At 38.3% G+C, this 19,110-nt stretch carries 17 protein-coding genes; 11 read left to right on the top strand and 6 right to left on the bottom strand.

The annotated features are described in order from the left end of the window. The first annotated feature begins 57 nt into the window (after window positions 1-57). The 6 genes from purH (at window position 58) to rodA (ending at window position 7,161) form a co-directional block, all read left to right on the top strand. On the top strand, window positions 58-1,581 hold the full coding sequence (gene purH / locus ACFSR3_RS07415; RefSeq protein ID WP_379820392.1) for a bifunctional phosphoribosylaminoimidazolecarboxamide formyltransferase/IMP cyclohydrolase: 1,524 nt from the start codon (window positions 58-60) through the stop codon (window positions 1,579-1,581). A gap of 62 nt (window positions 1,582-1,643) precedes the next feature. Continuing rightward, window positions 1,644-2,672, top strand: a complete 1,029-nt coding sequence (locus ACFSR3_RS07410; protein ID WP_114756391.1) for a rod shape-determining protein — start codon at window positions 1,644-1,646, stop codon at window positions 2,670-2,672. Between the two features lie 13 nt (window positions 2,673-2,685). Next, window positions 2,686-3,522, top strand: coding sequence for a rod shape-determining protein MreC (mreC, locus tag ACFSR3_RS07405; protein WP_379820391.1), 837 nt, complete (start codon window positions 2,686-2,688; stop codon window positions 3,520-3,522). Next, complete coding sequence (locus tag ACFSR3_RS07400) at window positions 3,512-4,018, top strand: rod shape-determining protein MreD (RefSeq protein ID WP_114756389.1); 507 nt, start codon at window positions 3,512-3,514, stop codon at window positions 4,016-4,018. Before mreC ends, ACFSR3_RS07400 begins: the two co-directional genes overlap by 11 nt. Next, the gene (gene mrdA, locus ACFSR3_RS07395) at window positions 4,015-5,892 is read left to right on the top strand and encodes a penicillin-binding protein 2 (RefSeq protein ID WP_379820390.1); all 1,878 of its coding nucleotides are present in this window, start codon (window positions 4,015-4,017) and stop codon (window positions 5,890-5,892) included. Before ACFSR3_RS07400 ends, mrdA begins: the two co-directional genes overlap by 4 nt. A gap of 12 nt (window positions 5,893-5,904) precedes the next feature. Further along, window positions 5,905-7,161: a rod shape-determining protein RodA gene (rodA, locus tag ACFSR3_RS07390; protein ID WP_114756387.1), complete on the top strand. Its 1,257-nt coding sequence runs from the start codon at window positions 5,905-5,907 to the stop codon at window positions 7,159-7,161. Between the two features lie 17 nt (window positions 7,162-7,178). Here the strand turns inward: rodA and ACFSR3_RS07385 are convergent, their stop codons facing one another. The 3 genes from ACFSR3_RS07385 to ACFSR3_RS07375 are packed head-to-tail and all read right to left on the bottom strand — an operon-like array spanning window position 7,179 to window position 10,758. Next, on the bottom strand, window positions 7,179-7,415 hold the full coding sequence (locus ACFSR3_RS07385; RefSeq protein ID WP_379820389.1) for a hypothetical protein: 237 nt from the start codon (window positions 7,413-7,415) through the stop codon (window positions 7,179-7,181). A gap of 2 nt (window positions 7,416-7,417) precedes the next feature. Continuing rightward, window positions 7,418-8,524: an ABC transporter permease gene (locus tag ACFSR3_RS07380; RefSeq protein ID WP_379820388.1), complete on the bottom strand. Its 1,107-nt coding sequence runs from the start codon at window positions 8,522-8,524 to the stop codon at window positions 7,418-7,420. Window positions 8,525-8,532: 8 nt separating this feature from the next. Then, window positions 8,533-10,758 (bottom strand): carboxy terminal-processing peptidase, encoded by a 2,226-nt coding sequence (locus ACFSR3_RS07375; protein ID WP_379820387.1) that lies wholly within the window; start codon window positions 10,756-10,758, stop codon window positions 8,533-8,535. 159 nt (window positions 10,759-10,917) lie between these two features. Between ACFSR3_RS07375 and surE the strand changes: the two genes are divergently transcribed. The 5 genes from surE (at window position 10,918) to ACFSR3_RS07350 (ending at window position 16,276) form a co-directional block, all read left to right on the top strand. Next, window positions 10,918-11,694 (top strand): 5'/3'-nucleotidase SurE, encoded by a 777-nt coding sequence (gene surE / locus ACFSR3_RS07370; RefSeq protein WP_379820386.1) that lies wholly within the window; start codon window positions 10,918-10,920, stop codon window positions 11,692-11,694. Window positions 11,695-11,696: 2 nt separating this feature from the next. After that, window positions 11,697-12,242, top strand: a complete 546-nt coding sequence (locus ACFSR3_RS07365) for a GNAT family N-acetyltransferase (protein WP_379820385.1) — start codon at window positions 11,697-11,699, stop codon at window positions 12,240-12,242. A 30-nt stretch (window positions 12,243-12,272) separates the two neighbouring features. Continuing rightward, window positions 12,273-13,385, top strand: coding sequence for a lipid-A-disaccharide synthase (gene lpxB, locus ACFSR3_RS07360; protein WP_379820384.1), 1,113 nt, complete (start codon window positions 12,273-12,275; stop codon window positions 13,383-13,385). Between the two features lie 72 nt (window positions 13,386-13,457). Next, window positions 13,458-14,213, top strand: a complete 756-nt coding sequence (locus ACFSR3_RS07355) for a C40 family peptidase (protein WP_379820383.1) — start codon at window positions 13,458-13,460, stop codon at window positions 14,211-14,213. A gap of 47 nt (window positions 14,214-14,260) precedes the next feature. Beyond that, window positions 14,261-16,276 carry a ComEC/Rec2 family competence protein gene (locus tag ACFSR3_RS07350; protein ID WP_379820382.1) on the top strand — a complete coding sequence of 672 codons (2,016 nt, stop codon included), beginning with the start codon at window positions 14,261-14,263 and terminating at the stop codon, window positions 16,274-16,276. A gap of 5 nt (window positions 16,277-16,281) precedes the next feature. Here ACFSR3_RS07350 and ACFSR3_RS07345 read toward each other — a convergent pair whose 3' ends face one another. The 3 genes from ACFSR3_RS07345 to ACFSR3_RS07335 form a co-directional block, all read right to left on the bottom strand. Next, window positions 16,282-16,749: a thioredoxin family protein gene (locus tag ACFSR3_RS07345; protein WP_379820381.1), complete on the bottom strand. Its 468-nt coding sequence runs from the start codon at window positions 16,747-16,749 to the stop codon at window positions 16,282-16,284. 103 nt (window positions 16,750-16,852) lie between these two features. Then, entirely contained in the window at window positions 16,853-17,314 is a 462-nt protein-coding gene (locus tag ACFSR3_RS07340) for a thioredoxin family protein (protein ID WP_379820380.1), read from the bottom strand. Between the two features lie 44 nt (window positions 17,315-17,358). Then, window positions 17,359-19,083: a peptide MFS transporter gene (locus tag ACFSR3_RS07335; protein ID WP_379820379.1), complete on the bottom strand. Its 1,725-nt coding sequence runs from the start codon at window positions 19,081-19,083 to the stop codon at window positions 17,359-17,361. Window positions 19,084-19,110 lie beyond the last annotated feature (27 nt).

The following is a 19,110-nucleotide window of genomic DNA, read 5'->3' as shown; positions in this document are numbered from 1 at the left end:
GCTTTTGAATGTTAACGCTACAATAACTACTTTTGCACTTTATTTATACTTACAAAAATGAGCATCAAAAAAATTTCATCAGCACTAATTTCGGTATTTGACAAAGACGGTCTGGAACCTATTGTAAAAAAACTGCACGAGCAGGGCGTAACGTTCTATTCTACAGGCGGTACAGAAGCTTTCATTAAAGATCTGGGAATACCTGTAGTTCCTGTTGAAGATGTAACTTCATATCCATCTATCCTTGGCGGAAGGGTAAAAACGTTGCATCCAAAAGTTTTTGGAGGTATACTTAACCGTCAGGACAATCCATCTGACGTACAACAAATGCAGGAATTTGACATCCCGCAAATAGATCTTGTTATCGTAGATTTATACCCATTTGAAAAAACTGTAGCTTCAGGTGCTTCTGAGGCTGACATCATAGAAAAAATTGACATTGGTGGTATTTCACTTATCCGTGCAGCTGCCAAAAACTTTAAGGACACTGTAATTGTTGCTTCTGTAAACGAATATGCAGAATTTCTTGAGGTAATCACCAACAACAACGGAGGCACTACACTTGCAGAACGTAAATCTTTTGCAACCAAAGCTTTCCACACTTCTTCACATTACGACACAGCCATCTTCAATTATTTCAATGAAGATGAAACTTTCTACAAAGAGAGTGTTAGCAACGGACAAGTGCTTCGTTATGGTGAAAACCCTCACCAAAAAGGTTACTTCTTTGGTGATTTCGATAAGATGTTCACTAAACTACACGGTAAAGAACTATCTTACAACAACCTTCTTGACGTAGACGCTGCCGTTAACCTTATTGGTGAATTTAAAAATGACAATCCAACTTTCGCCATTCTTAAACACAATAATGCTTGTGGTCTTGCTACAAGATCTACAGTAAAAGAAGCTTACCTTGACGCACTTGCAGGAGACCCTACTTCAGCATTTGGAGGTGTACTTATCTCTAATGCTAAGATTGACAAAGCTGCAGCAGACGAAATCAACAATCTTTTCTGCGAAGTTGTAATTGCTCCGGGTTATGAAGATGACGCTCTTGTGGTCCTTCAGGAAAAGAAAAACAGAATTATTCTTATCCAAAACGAAGTAGAACTACCTGCTAAACAGGTTCGTACATGCCTTAACGGATTATTAGTTCAGGATAAAGATAATATTACAGACAATAAAGAACACTTAACTACCGTTACTGTAACATCACCTACTACTCAGGAAGTTGAAGATTTACTTTTTGCCTCAAAAATTTGCAAGCATACAAAATCAAACACGATAGTATTTGCAAAGAACAAACAGCTTTACGCATCAGGTACAGGACAAACCTCTCGCGTTGACGCTTTAAGACAGGCTGTAGAAAAAGCACAATCTTTCAATTTCGACCTAAACGGCGCTGTTATGGCCAGCGATGCATTTTTCCCATTCCCGGATTGTGTTGAGCTTGCTAAAAATGCCGGAATCACTGCGGTTATACAACCCGGAGGTTCAATAAAAGACGAACTTAGCATTAACTACTGCAACGAAAACAATGTTGCCATGGTATTTACTGGTACACGTCATTTCAAACATTAATTTTACTACTTTTGTAGGCTTAAACATTTTTTTATACCAAAACCTTAATACACTAAACCAGTATGGGATTTTTTGATTTCATGACCGAGGATATCGCAATAGACCTTGGTACCGCAAATACCCTAATCATACATAACGATAAAGTTGTTATAGACAGCCCTTCTATTGTTGCTCGTGACCGCATCTCGGGCAAAATAATAGCCGTAGGAAAAGAGGCCAATATGATGCAGGGTAAAACCCATGAAAACATTAAAACCATACGACCACTTAAAGACGGTGTTATTGCTGACTTTGACGCATCAGAAAAGATGCTTACAATGTTCATTAAAAGCATACCTGCACTTAAGAAAAAACTATTCACACCTGCCCTTCGCCTTGTTATCTGTATCCCTTCAGGAATTACAGAAGTTGAGATGCGTGCGGTAAAAGAATCAGCTGAAAGGGTTAATGGTAAAGAGGTATACCTTATCCATGAACCGATGGCAGCAGCAATTGGTATTGGTGTAGACATCATGCAACCTAAAGGTAACATGATTGTAGATATAGGTGGTGGTACTACCGAAATTGCGGTTATTGCACTTGGAGGAATCGTATGTGACAAATCGGTTAAAATTGCCGGTGACGTATTCACAAACGATATTGTTTACTACATGAGAACGCAGCACAACCTTTTTGTTGGGGAAAGCACTGCAGAAAAAATAAAAATAACCATTGGAGCTGCTATAGAAGATCTTGAAAATGCTCCTGAAGATATGTCGGTACAGGGACGTGACCTTTTAACGGGTAAACCAAAACAGGTAGACGTTTCTTACAGGGAAATCGCTAAAGCACTTGACAAATCGATTCAGCGTATTGAAGATGCCGTAATGGAAACATTATCGCAAACACCACCGGAACTTGCTGCCGATATCTACAACACAGGTATCTATCTTGCAGGTGGAGGATCGATGTTAAGAGGTCTTGACAAACGTATCTCTCAAAAAACAGACCTTCCTGTCTATATTGCCGAAGACCCGCTTAGAGCTGTTGTCAGAGGTACAGGAATGGCACTTAAAAACATACAAAAATTCAGAAGCATACTTATCAAATAAAGCAGGCTAAACGATGCAGCAAATATTTAATTTTTTATTTAAAAACAGTATTTTATTACTGTTTTTGCTGCTTTTGGGCGTTTCGTTAACGCTCACTATACAATCGCACTCATACCATAGAAGCCGTGCCGTTACTTCGGCTAATGCTATATCTGGCTATGTATATGAGCAGGTAAACACAGTGGAAGAATACCTTAGCCTTAAAGAGCAAAACGAAGCGCTGGCAGGTGAAAACGCACGCCTGAAAAAAATGCTTTTCAATACTCAGGATACTGTTAATGCCCCGGAGGTAAAAATACCTCTGGCAATGGGTCAGTTTGCTGTAATACAATCTAAAGTAATTCGTAACTCCTACAGTGCTCCTGAAAATTATTTCACGATTAACAGCGGTATTAAAGAAGGCATTAAACCCGACATGGGAGTCGTAAGCAGTCTGGGCGTTGTGGGTATCGTTGAAAATGTATCTAACGGATATGCTACAGTACTCAGCGTACTTAACCCTAAGTTTGAACTTAACGCTAAAATCAAGAAGAATAATCATTTTGGAACCCTTACCTGGAATGGAAAAAATACAGGCTTTGCTCAGCTTATTGATGTACCAAGGCTTGCCACCGTACGTAAAGGCGACACTATAGTAACTGGGGCGGAATCGAGAATATTCCCGGAAAATATACCTATCGGCACTATCGAAAAGGTATATATGGACAAAAAGACAAACTATTACACACTTGAGGTAAGACTATTTAACGACATGACAAGCCTGGGTCATGTTTACATCATAGAAAACAAAGACCGCGACGAAATTATAAAACTGGAAGAAGAAACCACAAATTCGAACAATGAGCAGTAGTACCATAATGAACATATTCAGGTTTATACTCCTGCTTGCCCTTCAGGTAATTATTTTCAGCAGGCTGAATTTGTTTGGATTCCTTAACCCTTACCCTTACATACTATTCATACTTTTATATCCGGTTAACGGAAATAAAGCCGGACTCCTGCTATCCTCTTTCCTTTTAGGATTGATGGTAGATATGTTTACTGATTCTGGTGGTGTGCATGCCACGGCCTGCGTTACGCTTGCGTATCTGAGGCCAACATTCTTTAAGTTTTCATTTGGACTTAGTTACGAATATCAAACTGTAAAAATAAATGAACGATTATCGCCCGAGCGTTTTTCATTTATCCTGATTTCTATTGTAACACATCATTTAATTTTATACCTTTTAGAAGTATTTAAGTTTAGTGGTATTCTTTTGGTTTTGACAAGAACATTGTTTACAACAATATTTACACTGATACTTAGTATAATCATCATTTACCTAATTAAGCCGGGCAAACAATGAGAAAGAGTTTATTGCCAATAATTATAATTGCCGCAACAGTTGTTATTGTGGCAAGGCTTTTTTATTTGCAGATACTTGATGACTCATACATCAAGAAATCTGACAACAACGCTATCAAGATACAGTATGACTATCCTGAAAGAGGATATATATACGACCGTAACGGTAAACTACTGGTAGCAAATCAACCATCTTATGACATCATGGTTACGCCAAATGAAATGGCGAAAGACCTTGACACACTTGAAATATGCTCATTACTGAACATAACTAAAGAATATTTTATCCAAAGGGTAGAAAAAGCCAAGGTATACAGCCCAAGGCTTCCTTCCGTATTCTTACCTCAGCTTAACAAACGGGAATTTGCCGCATTTCAGGAAAAGATACGCCGTTTTAAAGGCTTTGATATTGTTAAACGTTCACTTCGTGACTATCAAACCACTTCGGGAGCTAACGTATTTGGTTATATCGCCCAGGTTAATGACCCTATCATCAAAAAAAATCCTTATTACAAAAGTGGTGACCTCATCGGAAAACAAGGTGTGGAAGAAATGTATGAAGATATCCTGCGAGGGGTAAAAGGGGTAAAATACATCCAGAAAGACCGTTTTAATAGAGAGATAGGCTCTTTTAAAGAAGGAATCTATGACACTATAGCTGTACAAGGCACTGATATAACATTAACCATCGACAAAGAATTACAGGAATATGGTGAACGTCTGATGTTTGAAAAACGTGGAGGTATTGTTGCAATCGAACCCAAAACAGGTGAGATTCTGGCTTTGGTTACTGCTCCCTCTTATGACCCATCCATACTAGTTGGACGTGAGCGTTCTAAGAACTACACCAGAATGTACAAAGATACTATTGAAATGCCACTGTTTGACAGAGGTCTTTTAGCCGAGTATCCTCCCGGATCACCCTTTAAGATACTTACCGGGCTTGTTGGGCTTCAGGAAGAAGTTATTGATGTAAACACAACTTTCATGTGTCACCATGGCTTCTCCTACGGACGCGGTGCGTTTATGAAATGCCATGGTTTTGGGCCTCACCAATTAAATAATGGTATTTATAATTCTTGTAATGCCTATTTTGGAAACGTATTCAAGCTTACCATAGATAAATATCCTAAACCTCAATATGGTGTAGATGCATGGAGCAATCACCTTAAAAGCTTTGGACTTGGCGATTTTCTTGGTTACGATCTTCCTCCGGGACGTAAGGGGCATATCCCAACTGCAAAATATTATAACCGCTGGTATCCAAACGGCGGATGGAGAAGCTCAACTATAATTTCAAACTCAATTGGACAGGGTGAAGTATCGATGACCCCTATACAACTCGCCAACATGATGGCAACTGTAGCCAATCAGGGTTGGTATTATACCCCTCACGTAATTAAAAAAATTGGGAAGAGTGGTAAAAACATAGACAAAAAATTCAGAACTAAACATTACACCACTATAGACAAACAGCATTTCCAGCCCGTTATAGACGGATTGTTTGACGTGTATAACTATGGTACTGCAAGCCATCTAAAAGTAGAGGGTATTGAAATCTGCGGTAAGACAGGTACTGCCGAGAACTTTACCAAGATAGGCGGTGTAAGAACACAGCTTACCGACCACTCTATTTTCGTAGCCTTTGCACCAAGGCACGATCCTAAAATTGCTATTGCGGTATTTGTAGAAAATGGTTACTGGGGATCACGTTGGGCCGGACCGATAACAAGCCTTATGATAGAAAAGTATCTTAAAGGCGAAGTAACTCAAAAAGCCCGTGAGGAATGGATCACTACCCATGGTCTTAGATCAGAATACGACAAAGTAACGAGCGGACAACCATTTAAGATTAATCAAAGCTATAAGCCTTAACAGGCAAAAGGAATGAAAAACCAAAGTGTAACCAACAATATCGACTGGATAACCATATTACTTTACTGTCTTATGGTTATTGCAGGATGGATGACTATTTATTCGGCCTCCCTGCCTAATGAAGAGACATCTATATTTGATATTGGGCAGATATATGGAAAGCAGATACTTTTTATCATATTCAGCATCCCGCTTATCATGGTTATCCTTACGGTTGATGCAAAGATTTATGACAAGTACGCCTTTATCTTCTACGGCTTAGGCATTGTATTACTTGCAGGGCTTTTTGTGGCCGGAAAAACAATTAAAGGACAAACCAACTGGTATTCTTTTGGGGGGTTCAGTTTACAGCCATCAGAGTTTGCCAAGATTGCTACCGCACTCGTGCTTTCTAAATACCTGAGTGACGTACAAATCAATCTTAAAAACATTAATCATCAGCTAATCGCTTTTGCCATAATTGGCTTTCCTGTAGCACTGATCATGATGCAACCTGATGCCGGTAGCGCCATGATATTTGCTTCACTTACCCTTGTACTTTATCGTGAAGGACTGCCCGGCTGGTATCTTGCAACAGGTGCCATTGCGATTATTCTCTTCCTATTGGCTTTATTGGTGAAGCCGTTATTTGTGGTATCACTTGCGTTAATAATTATTATTCTGCAATTCTTTTTGACGAGGAGAGCACATAGAAATCCAATACTTTCGGCAATCGTATTTGTAGCTATAGCCGGATTTGTCTATTCTGTTGACTTTGTGTACGAAAACGTACTGGAAGATCACCAGAAAGACCGTATAAATGTATTATTTGACAAAGATGTAAACCAGCAGGCCGAAGGCTACAACCTTAATCAATCGATGATCGCTATCGGTTCGGGAGGCTGGTTTGGAAAAGGATATCTTGAAGGCACACAAACTAAAGGTGGTTTCGTTCCGGAACAACACACTGACTATATTTTTACCACCGTAGGTGAAGAATGGGGATTTGTTGGGGCATTAGTTGTAATAGGGCTATTCGTAACTCTATTGTTGCGCATCATATATCTCGCAGAGCGTCAAAAATCTAAATTCAGCCGGACATACGGCTATTGTGTCGCATCAATATTATTCATGCACTTCTTCGTAAATATCACAATGCTTATTAAGCTGTTCCCAACCATTGGGGTGCCGCTACCTTTCTTTTCATATGGTGGTTCAAGTTTATGGGCATTTACCATATTGCTATTCATTTTCGTAAAAATGGATGCCAACAAGGTGAATGAATGGTAGCCTCAGCACCAATAAGTTTACTTGATTAAATAGCCATTACTTTCGCAAACTTTTAAATATAACACAGCATCCTTTTCAATCAAAGAATAGGCCTTTATGTTTTTATCAGGAAGATCTTTAAGATATTTCCCAAGACGTGATATTATTTCTCCTCCTGTGGACCCCAAAGTAATACAATCCTTTATTTCTTCAATAACCTCAGGATAATTCTGCAAATTACTCGTTGCTTTTTCTAAAATCAATCGATAATCCATTACTACTCACTCTTTACATCCAAAGCATCCCTCAAAGCATTTCCTACCATCATAAAAGCCAGTACTAGTAACAGCATTGCAATACCAGGAGCCATAGCAAGGTAAGGTTTGCCAAGGATAATATAATTATAGTGATCTTTTATCATTCCGCCCCAGCTTGGTATGGGTGGCTGCGCTCCAAGGCCAAGAAAGCTCAACCCGCTCTCCACTAATATGGCAGAAGCAAAATTAGCCGCTGAGATTACGATAACCGGCGCCATACTATTAGGCAATATATGGTTGAAGATAATTCTGCTGTTTTTATATCCCAATGCTCTTGCTGCCGTAACAAACTGCGTTTGTTTCAAGCTCATTACCTGCCCTCTCACAACCCTTGCAACCTCAACCCACATCGTAAGACCTACAGCGACAAAAACCTGCCAGAAACCTTTACCTAAAGCCAGTGTTATTGCAATTACCAAAAGTAGCGTAGGAATACTCCAAATGATATTTACCAGCCACATTACAAAGGCGTCAACTTTACCGCCATAGTAACCGGCTATAGCACCAAAGAATATCCCGACCACTAACGAAATAAATACTGCAACGAAACCAATAGCAATCGATACTCTTGAGCCAACAATCAAGCGACTAAGAAGGTCACGCCCCTGACTATCGGTACCCAGTATGAATTTCTGCTCTTTTACGAATTCATTACCTACATAATCAGCCTTTGCATCTTTACCAAAAACTGACAAAGGAATTGTTTTGGCAACTGCAAAAGAAGGCTCATCAGTATATTCATAATAGGTAAGACTGTCTTTAGTGACCGAATATTTAAGGATTGGTATTTTTTCAGAAGCCACTTGTTTACCTATAAAATAATCTGAAACACTACCCTCATCCTCCTTTGAAGGAATAGTAAGCATCTTTACTGTAAACCCGGGAGATTTAGAGTGTATTGACAGATCACCCCAGTTTGCATTAACGGTTTTATCGGGTGCCAGCACGTAGGCAAAAATGGAAATGAATAATAGAATTACAATAAATACAAAACTTAAAACGCCCCAAAAATTCTTTTTGAATTTTTGGAGCGCTAAGCCTGTAAGCGAATGATTGGTTTTATCCATCAGGGCTTTTATCTCGTTTTAACCATTTTATCTTTCTTTACGGTTACAGCATTGCTTTTGGCAGCAGGCTGCATATCGCCAAGTACGTTAAGCGCTTCTTCCACATAAATATCCTTAGAAAGGCTTTCATACCATCTTTGTTTTTTCTCGGCCAGCAAAGGCTCTTTTGCAAACAAAGCTTTTTCATAAGGCAGCGCTTCAAACGTAAGGTTGTTTTTGTAATCGTTCAACACCTTGAATTTTTTAGCTGTAGCTTCACTCTTCGCTACATCTGCTTTGAATTTATCAATATTCAGGCTAAAAGTATTTTCATCTTTTTTCTCAAATACCCATTTAGCATTCTCATCCATAAGTTTGAACTGGGCATTGTTAGCCATCCTTTGTTTACTGCTAGCAATAACCCCTGAGAAGTTAGCTGCAAGTGGTTTATAATTAGCAGGGTCAATTTTATCCCACGGCATAGCATTATCAACATCACGCTCGCCCATATCGATATAAGAATATCTGTCCGGCATAACGATGTCACTCATTACACCTTCTCTTTGAGTAGAACCACCATTAATTCTATAGAATTTCTGAGTTGTTGTTTTTAATGCACCAAGGTCACCCATTGAGTTGTTGCGTACGAACTGGTTAAGATCGATAAGATTCTGAACCGTACCTTTTCCGTAAGTATGTTTGCTACCCATAATAATACCTCTGTGGTAATCCTGGATGGCTGCAGCAAATATTTCAGAAGCCGAAGCCGAGAAGTTATTTACAAGAACTACAAGCGGACCATCATAAAGCACTGATGAATCAGTATCGTTAAGCACCTCTTTTTGTTTTCCGGCCGACTTAACCTGAACAACAGGTCCTTGCGGAACGAATAATCCCGTAATATCTACAACCGTTTTAAGTGATCCTCCACCATTATCTCTAAGATCCATGATGATACCATCTACTTTTTGCTCTTTAAGTCTTTTTACTTCAAGTGCAACATCTTTAGCGGCATCACGACTATTTTTATCTTCAAAGTCAATATAGAATTTAGGCAGGTATATCACACCATACGTCTTACCATCTTTTTTAACAACGCTCGATTTAGCATAAGTTTCCTCAAGCTCAACCACTTCCCTAACTATAGCGATAACTTTTATAGAACCGTCTACTTTTTTAACTGTAAGCCTAACCTCTGTTCCTTTAGGTCCTTTAATTTTCTTTACTGTATCATCAAGGCGCATACCTGCAATATCAACCGGAGCATCTTTACCCTGAGCAACTTTCATGATCAGGTCTCCCTGCTCAAGCTCTTTACCTCTCCATGCAGGCCCGCCCGGAATAAGTTCCGATATTTCAACATAATCGCCTTTCTTTTGAAGTCTTGCACCAATACCTTCGAGAGAACCTCTCATACTGGTGTCGAATTTCTCTTTATCATCCGGAGCAAAGTAGAACGTATGCGGATCGAAACGTTCAGCAATAGCATTTAGGTAAACACTAAACCACTCATCGCGCTCAAGATCGTCAATTACATCAAAGTAATCATTTAAGGATTTAAGAGAAGATTCACGTGCCTCTTTTTCCAGTTCTTCGAAAGATTTAGGCTTAGTATCCTCATCCTTTTTATCCTCAAATGCTTTATTTGCTACAGGATCGTTAGCCATCTTGGCATCTTTATCTTTATCAGCAGGAGTCTCCTGAATCTTTTGTTTATCAGTTATAGTAGAAAGCACTGATAACTTAAGTTGCTTTTCCCAACGCTTTTTCAGGTCAGCATCATTTTTAGGATAAGGCATTTTTTCATAATCCACGCTAAACTCTTCGTTAGTGGTAAAATCAAATGGCTTAGCTAAAATATCTTTATAAAAACCTTCAGACTCTTTTATTCTTTGTTGAAGTCTGTTATAAGTAAGATCAAAAAACGAAAGATCTTTGTTAAGTATCATATCGTCAATCTTATCCTCGTATTTAGAGAACTCGTCAATATCAGATTGTATAAAGAAACGCTTAGAAGGATCCAGCGATTCTAAATAACTTTTATAAACTCCTTTCGAAAATGTGTCGTCAATTTTTGCCGGGTCATAATGTCCTTTTTCAATCACAAAAGTTATAAGTTCCAAAAGCAGCTTGTCTTTTTCCGGATCACTTACTGCCTTTTGCTTCGGCATAAAACTCCATAGCGCAACTGCAAGTATAGCAACAAACGCTAAAATTTTATAATTTCTCTTCATATAGCTTAAAATGGCATTCATTTAAATTTCATAGTATTATCAAACACATTAAAAAGTGTGCCAAAATACATCTTACCTAATTTTTTCTTATCAATCTGCGCAGTTAACAACAGCTCCTAAAAAATTATGTACTTTAGCTAAACGTAAAAGTACAATACTTATTTTGATTTTTCTACACCCATGAAGAAAAAACCACTAATACTCGTTACCAATGACGACGGCATTACCGCCCCGGGAATAAGGGCATTAATCAGTGTAATGAAAGAGCTTGGCGATGTGGTAGTTGTCGCACCTGACAGTCCTCAGTCGGCAACAGGACATGCAATAACCATCAACAATACCTTATCTATTAATAAAATTGATATTGACCCGGATGTAGAGCTCGAATTCAGCTGCAGTGGCACTCCGGTAGACTGCGTAAAGTTTGCCGTTACCGAAATACTGAAAAGCAAACCCGACCTGTGCGTATCAGGTGTAAATCACGGCTCCAACTCTTCCATAAACGTAATTTATTCCGGCACTATGAGTGCGGCAGTAGAAGCCGGCATTGAAGGCATTCCCGCTATTGGATTCTCTCTACTGGATTACAATTGGGATGCCGATTTTGAACCGATAAAAACATCTATAAAAAAAATCACTAAAGAAGTACTGGAAAATGGACTTCCCGAAGGTGTCATCCTTAATGTTAACTTCCCCAAATTAAAAGAAGATGAGATAAAAGGCATAAAAATATGCCGCCAGGCCAAAGCCATGTGGCAGGAACGTTTTGATAAACGCCAGACTCCAATGGGCAAAGATTATTACTGGCTTACCGGAAAATTCGTTAATCTTGACCATGGCGAAGATACCGATGAATGGGCACTGGCACACGGTTACATTTCTATAGTCCCGGTACAGTTTGACCTTACCGCACATCATGCAATGCAAACCCTTAATAGCTGGAACCTGAACGATTAATTATGGATATCAACATTCAGCCTGTATTAGAGAATGAAAAGGTTATTTTATATCCTTTACAGGAAAATGATTTTGAAGATTTGTATGCGGTAGCATCCGACCCTCAAATATGGGAACAACATCCTAATAAAGACCGCTGGCAAAAAGATGTGTTTCAAACATTTTTTGAAGGAGCAATGCAAAGCAAGGGAGCTTTTAAAATTACAGATAAAGCCTCCGGCAAGACCATAGGCAGTACACGTTTTTACGATTACAATAAAGAAGATGATTCCATACTTATAGGATATACATTTTACGCAACCTCAATCTGGGGCATGGGTATCAACAAAGCTGTAAAAGCGCTTATGCTCGATTATATTTTTCAATTTGTATCAAGAGTTTATTTTCATATCGGAGCAAACAATGTCCGTTCGCAAATTGCCATTACCCGCATAGGTGCCGATAAAATTACCGAACAGGAAGTCGCCTATTTTGGTGAACCGAACCGGCTGAATTTTGTATATGAGATTACTAAAGAAAAGTGGCAGACTTTAAATGTATCAAAATAATTTACCTTTGCTGCCAAACAAACAACAGGCATGAAATACTATATAATAGCAGGAGAAGCATCGGGCGACCTACATGGATCTAACCTGATGAAAGAACTTTTTAAACAGGATCCAAATGCAGAAATACGATTTTGGGGAGGCGACCTGATGGAAACCGTTGGCGGCACATTAGTTAAACACTATCGCAATCTTGCTTTTATGGGATTTGCCGAAGTAGTTCAGAACCTGAAAACCATCCTTAACAATATAAAATTCTGCAAGCAGGACATTAAAGCTTTTAGTCCCGATGCTATCATATTTATTGATTATCCTGGGTTTAACATGCGTATTGCCGACTGGGCTAAAAAAGAAGGTTTCAAAACCCACTATTACATTTCTCCGCAAATATGGGCATGGAAAGAAAACCGCATCAAAGCTATTAAGCGCGATGTAGACCACATGTATATCATACTGCCTTTTGAGAAGGATTTCTACGAAAAGAAACACAATTTCGCTGTAGATTTTGTTGGCCATCCGCTTATTGATGCGATTCATAACCGCCCACAAACTGATGCCTTAGCCTTTAGAAAAGAATTCGACCTTGATGACAGACCTGTAATCGCCCTGTTACCCGGCAGCCGTAAGCAGGAAATTTCAAAAATGCTCGAAGGAATGCTTTCGGTAGTAAGTGACTTCCCGGATTACCAATTTGTAATTGCTGGCGCACCATCTCAGGAATATTCATTTTATCAGCAGTTCTTAGGAAAAAGTAATATCAAATTTATTTCAAACAGAACATACGATCTACTTAGTATAGCACATGCAGCCTTGGTAACGTCGGGAACAGCTACTCTGGAAACAGCATTGTTTAAAGTACCGGAAGTAGTATGCTATAAAGGAAACTGGATATCGTACCAGATTGCAAAACGAATCATTACGCTGAAATATATCTCGCTTGTCAACCTGATCTTAGATAAAGAAATTGTTAAGGAATTAATTCAGGATGATTTTAACACTAAAAACATCAGAACCGAACTACAAAAGATTTTAACACCCGAACATCGCGAAAACCTTCTGAAACAGTACGATTTACTGGAAGAAAAATTAGGAGGCGAAGGAGCCAGCAATAAAACAGCGGCGCTTATTATAAAATCTTTAACATAAACTCTAAAAATTGGTTTAAAATTATTTTTCTATATTTGTCAAAACCGACTGAAATTTGATAAAATAAAAGATTTGAAAAACATCCTATCCATATCCCTGTTTTTGTTCCTGTTGATAACTACTACATCAACAGCGCAAATAATCACCACAAAAAAAGAAGCTCAAAAGAAAGGCGTTTATTCGTATACCGAAAAACAAAAAACCGCTGAAGCTTCCAAGCCTGCAATAGACAAACAGGCTGTTGTGAAAGAAGTTGCGACACTAAAAAACAGTGATGTAATTGCTTATGAGCCTGTAGCAAAAAAGGATATGGCTATGAATCCGGGCAAAATGGAAGCACCGGCAATCAAAAAAAATACTACTTCAAAGAAAACAATCGTTATAAACGATACAGATGAAGATACTGACTATATAGAACCTGATGTTGACAGCTACCTTGGCCAACAAATAGCTACAAATGCCATTGCAGAATTTAAAGGTGTTCGCTACAGAGGCGGAGGAACCACTAAAGCAGGTATGGATTGTTCAGGTATGGTATATGCTACATTTAAGATATTTGATATCACTTTGCCAAGAAGCTCTAATGAAATGGTAAAGGCTACAAATGAAGTAAAACTTTCAGAAGTAAAGAAAGGCGACCTGCTTTTCTTCAGAAACAGCCATAACAGAAAAACAATCAATCACGTAGGTATTGTAACAGAAGTTACGCCTGAAGGTGAAGTATTGTTTATCCACTCTTCTACAAGTTCAGGAGTTATTATCTCATCTATGAATGAGAATTACCATTCAAGAACTTTTGTTAAGGCCGGAAGGTATATCGAAGAATAACATCTATAATGTATTCCGGTTTCAATAGGCAGAAATTGCCCGCTGTATTGAAATACCCCATTGGCATCATCACTTTTTTTTTGGCGTTAGGCATCATAGCCGGACATTACTTTGGCTTAGCTCAAAATATTGCTTTTTTAATTGTCATTGTAGCCATAACGTTATTGATTGTGTCTTTTTGGCTTTCAAAAAGAACATTTACACCTACAATTCATTTCAGTGTTGTCGTTCTATTCTTTTCCTTTTGTTTTGGCCTTTCAATACAGTCTGTTCACTTTCCACCAAATCATAAACTACATTACACACATTTTATACATTCAGGCAATCCGATAATAAAAGGATATGTTTCTGAACGCCTAAAACCTAATGATTATCAGGAGCGGTATTATTTTGAAATCACGTCGGTCAATCAAAATCCCGTAAACGGAAAAATACTCCTTACAGTTGCGAGAGACAGCACTCAAAACAATTACCCACATCCCGGGGACAGTTTTATAATTGCCGACAACCCCTCTCCCATTTCGAAGCCCCTGAATCCAGATCAGTTTAACTATGCATCCTATATGGAAAAGCAGGGTATCTTTCATCAGTTAAAACTTAAGGACAACTTCATCCGTACGGGAACCATTACAAAATTTGACTACTACCTGGGTAATTTCAGGGAAAGGCTAATCAATAGTTTTAAAACCCACCATTACAGCCCACAAGTACAAAACACACTCAATGCTTTATTGCTCGGACAAAGGCAGGATATGGATAGCACAACCAACAACGCCTATAAAAATGCAGGTGTACTCCATATACTTGCCATATCGGGATTGCATTTTTCAGTCCTGTTTTATTTGCTCACAATATTGTTTAAACCTTTTAACCGGTTTAAAAAACATGGTAGAATCTTGCGATTCTTATCAATTATAATAATCATCTGGGGCTTTGCCTTTATTACAGGTTTATCAGCTTCGGTTATTCGTTCGGTTGTAATGTTTACCATAATAAGCCTGGGGCAATACCTTAACAGGGATACAAACATTTACAATTCAGTATTCATTTCGATGCTCATTTTACTGGTAGCAAATCCTTACTTTATTTTCGATGCCGGTTTTCAGTTAAGCTACCTTGCAGTGTTTGCTATTATATGGCTCGAGTCATATTATAGAAAGTTTAGCCTATCAAAACATAAACCCATTAGTTATATTACCGATATTATCTCGATCTCTTTAGCAGCCCAAATTGGAGTATTTCCACTCAGCCTGTATTACTTCAACCAATTCCCTTTGTTATTTCTTGTTGCTAACATAATTGTCATTCCCCTCTCTAACATAATCCTGATTTTAGGGCTTTTTGTACTACTATTGAACTTTATATGGACAGATGCTGCTCTTATAGCGGGAAAAGCCTTAGAACTTCTTGTAATAGCAATGAATAGCTTTATAAATTGGATAGCTTCTTTCGAAAGATTTGTCATAAAAGAAATCTCCTTTACTCTGTTGCTGACATTACTCTTATATGTAGTAATCGCATTTTTTTGCTTTTGGCTTTACAAAAAAAGCTACAGAAACACTATTGCTTTGCTATTTACAATATTGATATTCCAGGGAGCCTACAGTATTACGACTTGGAAACATAATCAAGATGAAGAATTCATCGTATTCAACAATCGTAAAAGCACAACCATAACTCTTAAAAGCAGTAAACAACTAACAGTACTTAGCAATGACAGTACAGCTTTGAGCAATGCAGCTATAAAAGCGTATTCACGAGCTGGTTTTGCAACTAAAATTGAGCAAAAACCATTGCAAAATGTATTATGGTTCAGCCAAAAGAAAATATTAATCATCGATAGCTGCAATACATATCTGCCCAACCTAAAATCTGAAATTATAATCCTGTCGGGCTCCCCAAAAATCAATCTGGAAAGAGCAATAAACGATTTACAACCAAAAGAAATTATTGCAGATGCTACCAATTACAAAAGCTACATTAAACGCTGGAAACAAACCTGCATAAAACAAAAAATCCCTTTTCATGCAACTGCCGAAAAGGGATACTATAGTTTAAAATAACAATCTTAGGTTTTGTTAGCCATAATTTTATTGGCTCCTTCTATCCATGCCGATGGACCGCCGGCCACATAACCGCTGCTGCCACGTGGAGCAAATTGTATCTTGCCCTCTTTGGTTTTCGATATATCCGTAATCCATACAGTTGGATATCCCCTTACCTGAAAGAAACTTCCAAGCTGTGCATTTTGCTGTTTGACAGCATCATCCTGAGGGGTTCTTTTCGGGAAGTCCAGTTCTACCAGAACCACATTCTCTTTGGCCCATTTAGCAAACTCAGGCGTTTTAAAAACTTCTTTCTGCAGCTTCATGCACCAGCCACACCAGTCACTGCCTGTAAAGAACAAAAACAAGGGCTTCTTAGACTTTTGCGAAACAGCCATTGCTTTATTAAGATCGGTATGCCACTCGGCTTCCTGAGCCTGAACAGCCATCATGCTAAAAGTTACCAGAAGGGTAAGGAATATTTTTTTCATAATTAATTCGTAATAATAGAGGAACTAAAATAACAAAAGAAACAATACGGAAATAAAAAATCCTTCCCGAAAACGGAAAGGATTTTTATAGTATTAAAGAAACTTAGTTCGCTTTAAGTGCTTCAAGCAACTGCGCCGGCGTATGATAACCTACAATCGTATTATTAATTTCGCCTTTCTTGTCAAAAACCACCATGGAAGGGTAGCCTTCAAGATTTAGCGTAGCTGCAAATTGATGCTGGGCATTCCTGCCTTTACGATCAGGGTTATACTGTGGGTTAGTGTATTTTTTACCCTTAAAGTTAACCTCAGTATTACTTTCAGCATTAAACTTTACAGCATAATAATTCTCACTGATAAATTTTACTACTTCCGGATCATGGAAAGTATTCTTATCAAGCATTTTACAAGGTCCGCACCAGTCGGTATACACGTCCATAAAAATAGGCTTTGCCTTTTTCTTCTGAGCCGCAAGCGCCTCATCAATGCTCATCCATTTTATTTCCTGTGCCTGTACCGCAAAAGTTCCAAGCATAATAAACAGTGCTAAAAGTATTTTTTTCATATTGTATAAAGTTTATACGTCAGATTTCAAAAACAGTGCCGAAATTATCGGACACCATGCATCATGTCCATCAGTTTTTTACTTAGAACAAACAGGATAATAGAAGCAACCCCCGCCATAACCACAAACAACATGAAAAAGTCGTATAGGTTAGCTATAGAGAAGCCCATGAACTTCTTAATATTCTCAACCTGTTTAGAGTAAAGTTGTTTGACAACATCTTCTTTTACAGTCTTATCAGTAATTGATGCAAGATTAACTCTTTCAAACGGAATAACTTTTTGTCCGCTTACTTCAGGAGCACCCGCTTTGTCAAATCCTTCAGGGAAAAGCTGAAGTGTTTTATCTTTTTCTATAGTCTCAACATCAGAAACCGCAACTACTGCCTCAGGATAAAGACCACTTAAAGTACCTGCAAATTTATTTGCTGCTGCAGTACTTAAAAACCAAACTCCCATTAGAAGTGAAGCAAACTTAACCGGAGCAAGCTTATTAACCATTGAAAGTCCAATAGGCGAAAGACAAAGTTCCCCAAGTGTATGGATTGTATATAAGCTTAATAACCACATCATGCTCACTTTTACTCCCGGCTCAAGACCTTTTACTCCAAAAGCAATTACAAGATATCCTAAAGCAAGAAGGAATAATCCAATCGCCTGTTTGTATGGTGAAGCAGGCTCCATGTTCTTTTTACCAAGAACACCCCATAACCAAACAAATATAGGTGCAAAAACCACAATCGCAATTGCATTAACCGACTGGAAGTACGATGCAGGAACTGTTGTTCCAAAAACCTCTCTGTTAGTTTGCTCTTCTGCAAAATAAGTTAGTGATGCACCAGCCTGTTCAAAAGCAGACCAGAAGAAAATAACAAAGAATGCTACGATATAGATAACCCAAATTCTTTGCTTCTCAACTTTAGTAAGACCTGGGTCAGAAATAATATATCCAGGAGCAGCGATAGTAAGCGAGAAAATGAATGCCCCGATAATATCTTTATCAAGAGCAAAGTAAAATGCCCCTAAAAGCACTAACCAGATAGCAACCCATATTACAAGAGTTTTCATAGATACAGGAGCTGCAGGCTCATCTGTTTTCTCTTCTCTCGATTTATTTGGCGCAGCACCAATCTGCTGTCCGTCAGGAGTAACAATATATTTATTTTTTAGAAGCACGAAAAGTATAACACTCAGTATCATACCCATACAAGCTAAAAGGAATCCCCATTTAAAATCAGCAGGATTTCCGGTATCTCCAAAGAAACCACATAAAAGTGGAGCTATGAATGCCCCAAGGTTAATACCCATGTAGAAAATCGTGAAAGCAGAATCTACTCTCTTATCTCCTACCGGATATAACTGACCCACCATTGTAGAAATATTCGGTTTAAAGAATCCGTTACCAAAAATAAGGAACCCTAAACCTGTATACATCATAATTTTGGCAAAACCAACTTCTTCATAAAAGCTACCCGAAAGGAACATAAAGAACTGACCAATAGCCATAATGATACCCCCAACAATAATGGATTTTCTATTACCCCAATACCTGTCGGCAACGTATCCTCCAATAAGCGGAGTAAGATAAACAAGACCTGTATAGCTACCATATATCTGTGAGCCTAATGCCTTGTCAAATAATAATGCTTTGGTCATGAAAAGGATGAATAATGCTCTCATCCCGTAATAACTGAAACGTTCCCACATTTCAGTGACAAACAAAACGTATAATCCTTTTGGGTGTCCGTTATTTATAGTGTTTTCTGCCATTTTAAAAGTATAGTTATGTAGAATTTA

The sequence above is a fragment of the Flavobacterium suzhouense genome (assembly GCF_042684765.1).
Lineage (GTDB): Bacteria > Bacteroidota > Bacteroidia > Flavobacteriales > Flavobacteriaceae > Flavobacterium > Flavobacterium suzhouense.
Note: the sequence above shows the minus strand (reverse complement) of the source record. Positions and strands in the feature narration are given on the sequence as shown.

Excerpts from the sequence above, each read along its gene's own strand:
- purH (WP_379820392.1), top strand. The coding sequence starts at position 58 with ATGAGCATCAAAAAAATTTCATCAGCACTAATTTCGGTATTTGACAAA.
- ACFSR3_RS07410 (WP_114756391.1), top strand. The coding sequence starts at position 1,644 with ATGGGATTTTTTGATTTCATGACCGAGGATATCGCAATAGACCTTGGT.
- mreC (WP_379820391.1), top strand. The coding sequence starts at position 2,686 with ATGCAGCAAATATTTAATTTTTTATTTAAAAACAGTATTTTATTACTG.
- ACFSR3_RS07400 (WP_114756389.1), top strand. The coding sequence starts at position 3,512 with ATGAGCAGTAGTACCATAATGAACATATTCAGGTTTATACTCCTGCTT.
- mrdA (WP_379820390.1), top strand. The coding sequence starts at position 4,015 with ATGAGAAAGAGTTTATTGCCAATAATTATAATTGCCGCAACAGTTGTT.
- rodA (WP_114756387.1), top strand. The coding sequence starts at position 5,905 with ATGAAAAACCAAAGTGTAACCAACAATATCGACTGGATAACCATATTA.
- ACFSR3_RS07385 (WP_379820389.1), bottom strand. The coding sequence starts at position 7,415 with ATGGATTATCGATTGATTTTAGAAAAAGCAACGAGTAATTTGCAGAAT.
- ACFSR3_RS07380 (WP_379820388.1), bottom strand. The coding sequence starts at position 8,524 with ATGGATAAAACCAATCATTCGCTTACAGGCTTAGCGCTCCAAAAATTC.
- ACFSR3_RS07375 (WP_379820387.1), bottom strand. The coding sequence starts at position 10,758 with ATGAATGCCATTTTAAGCTATATGAAGAGAAATTATAAAATTTTAGCG.
- surE (WP_379820386.1), top strand. The coding sequence starts at position 10,918 with ATGAAGAAAAAACCACTAATACTCGTTACCAATGACGACGGCATTACC.
- ACFSR3_RS07365 (WP_379820385.1), top strand. The coding sequence starts at position 11,697 with ATGGATATCAACATTCAGCCTGTATTAGAGAATGAAAAGGTTATTTTA.
- lpxB (WP_379820384.1), top strand. The coding sequence starts at position 12,273 with ATGAAATACTATATAATAGCAGGAGAAGCATCGGGCGACCTACATGGA.
- ACFSR3_RS07345 (WP_379820381.1), bottom strand. The coding sequence starts at position 16,749 with ATGAAAAAAATATTCCTTACCCTTCTGGTAACTTTTAGCATGATGGCT.
- ACFSR3_RS07340 (WP_379820380.1), bottom strand. The coding sequence starts at position 17,314 with ATGAAAAAAATACTTTTAGCACTGTTTATTATGCTTGGAACTTTTGCG.
- ACFSR3_RS07335 (WP_379820379.1), bottom strand. The coding sequence starts at position 19,083 with ATGGCAGAAAACACTATAAATAACGGACACCCAAAAGGATTATACGTT.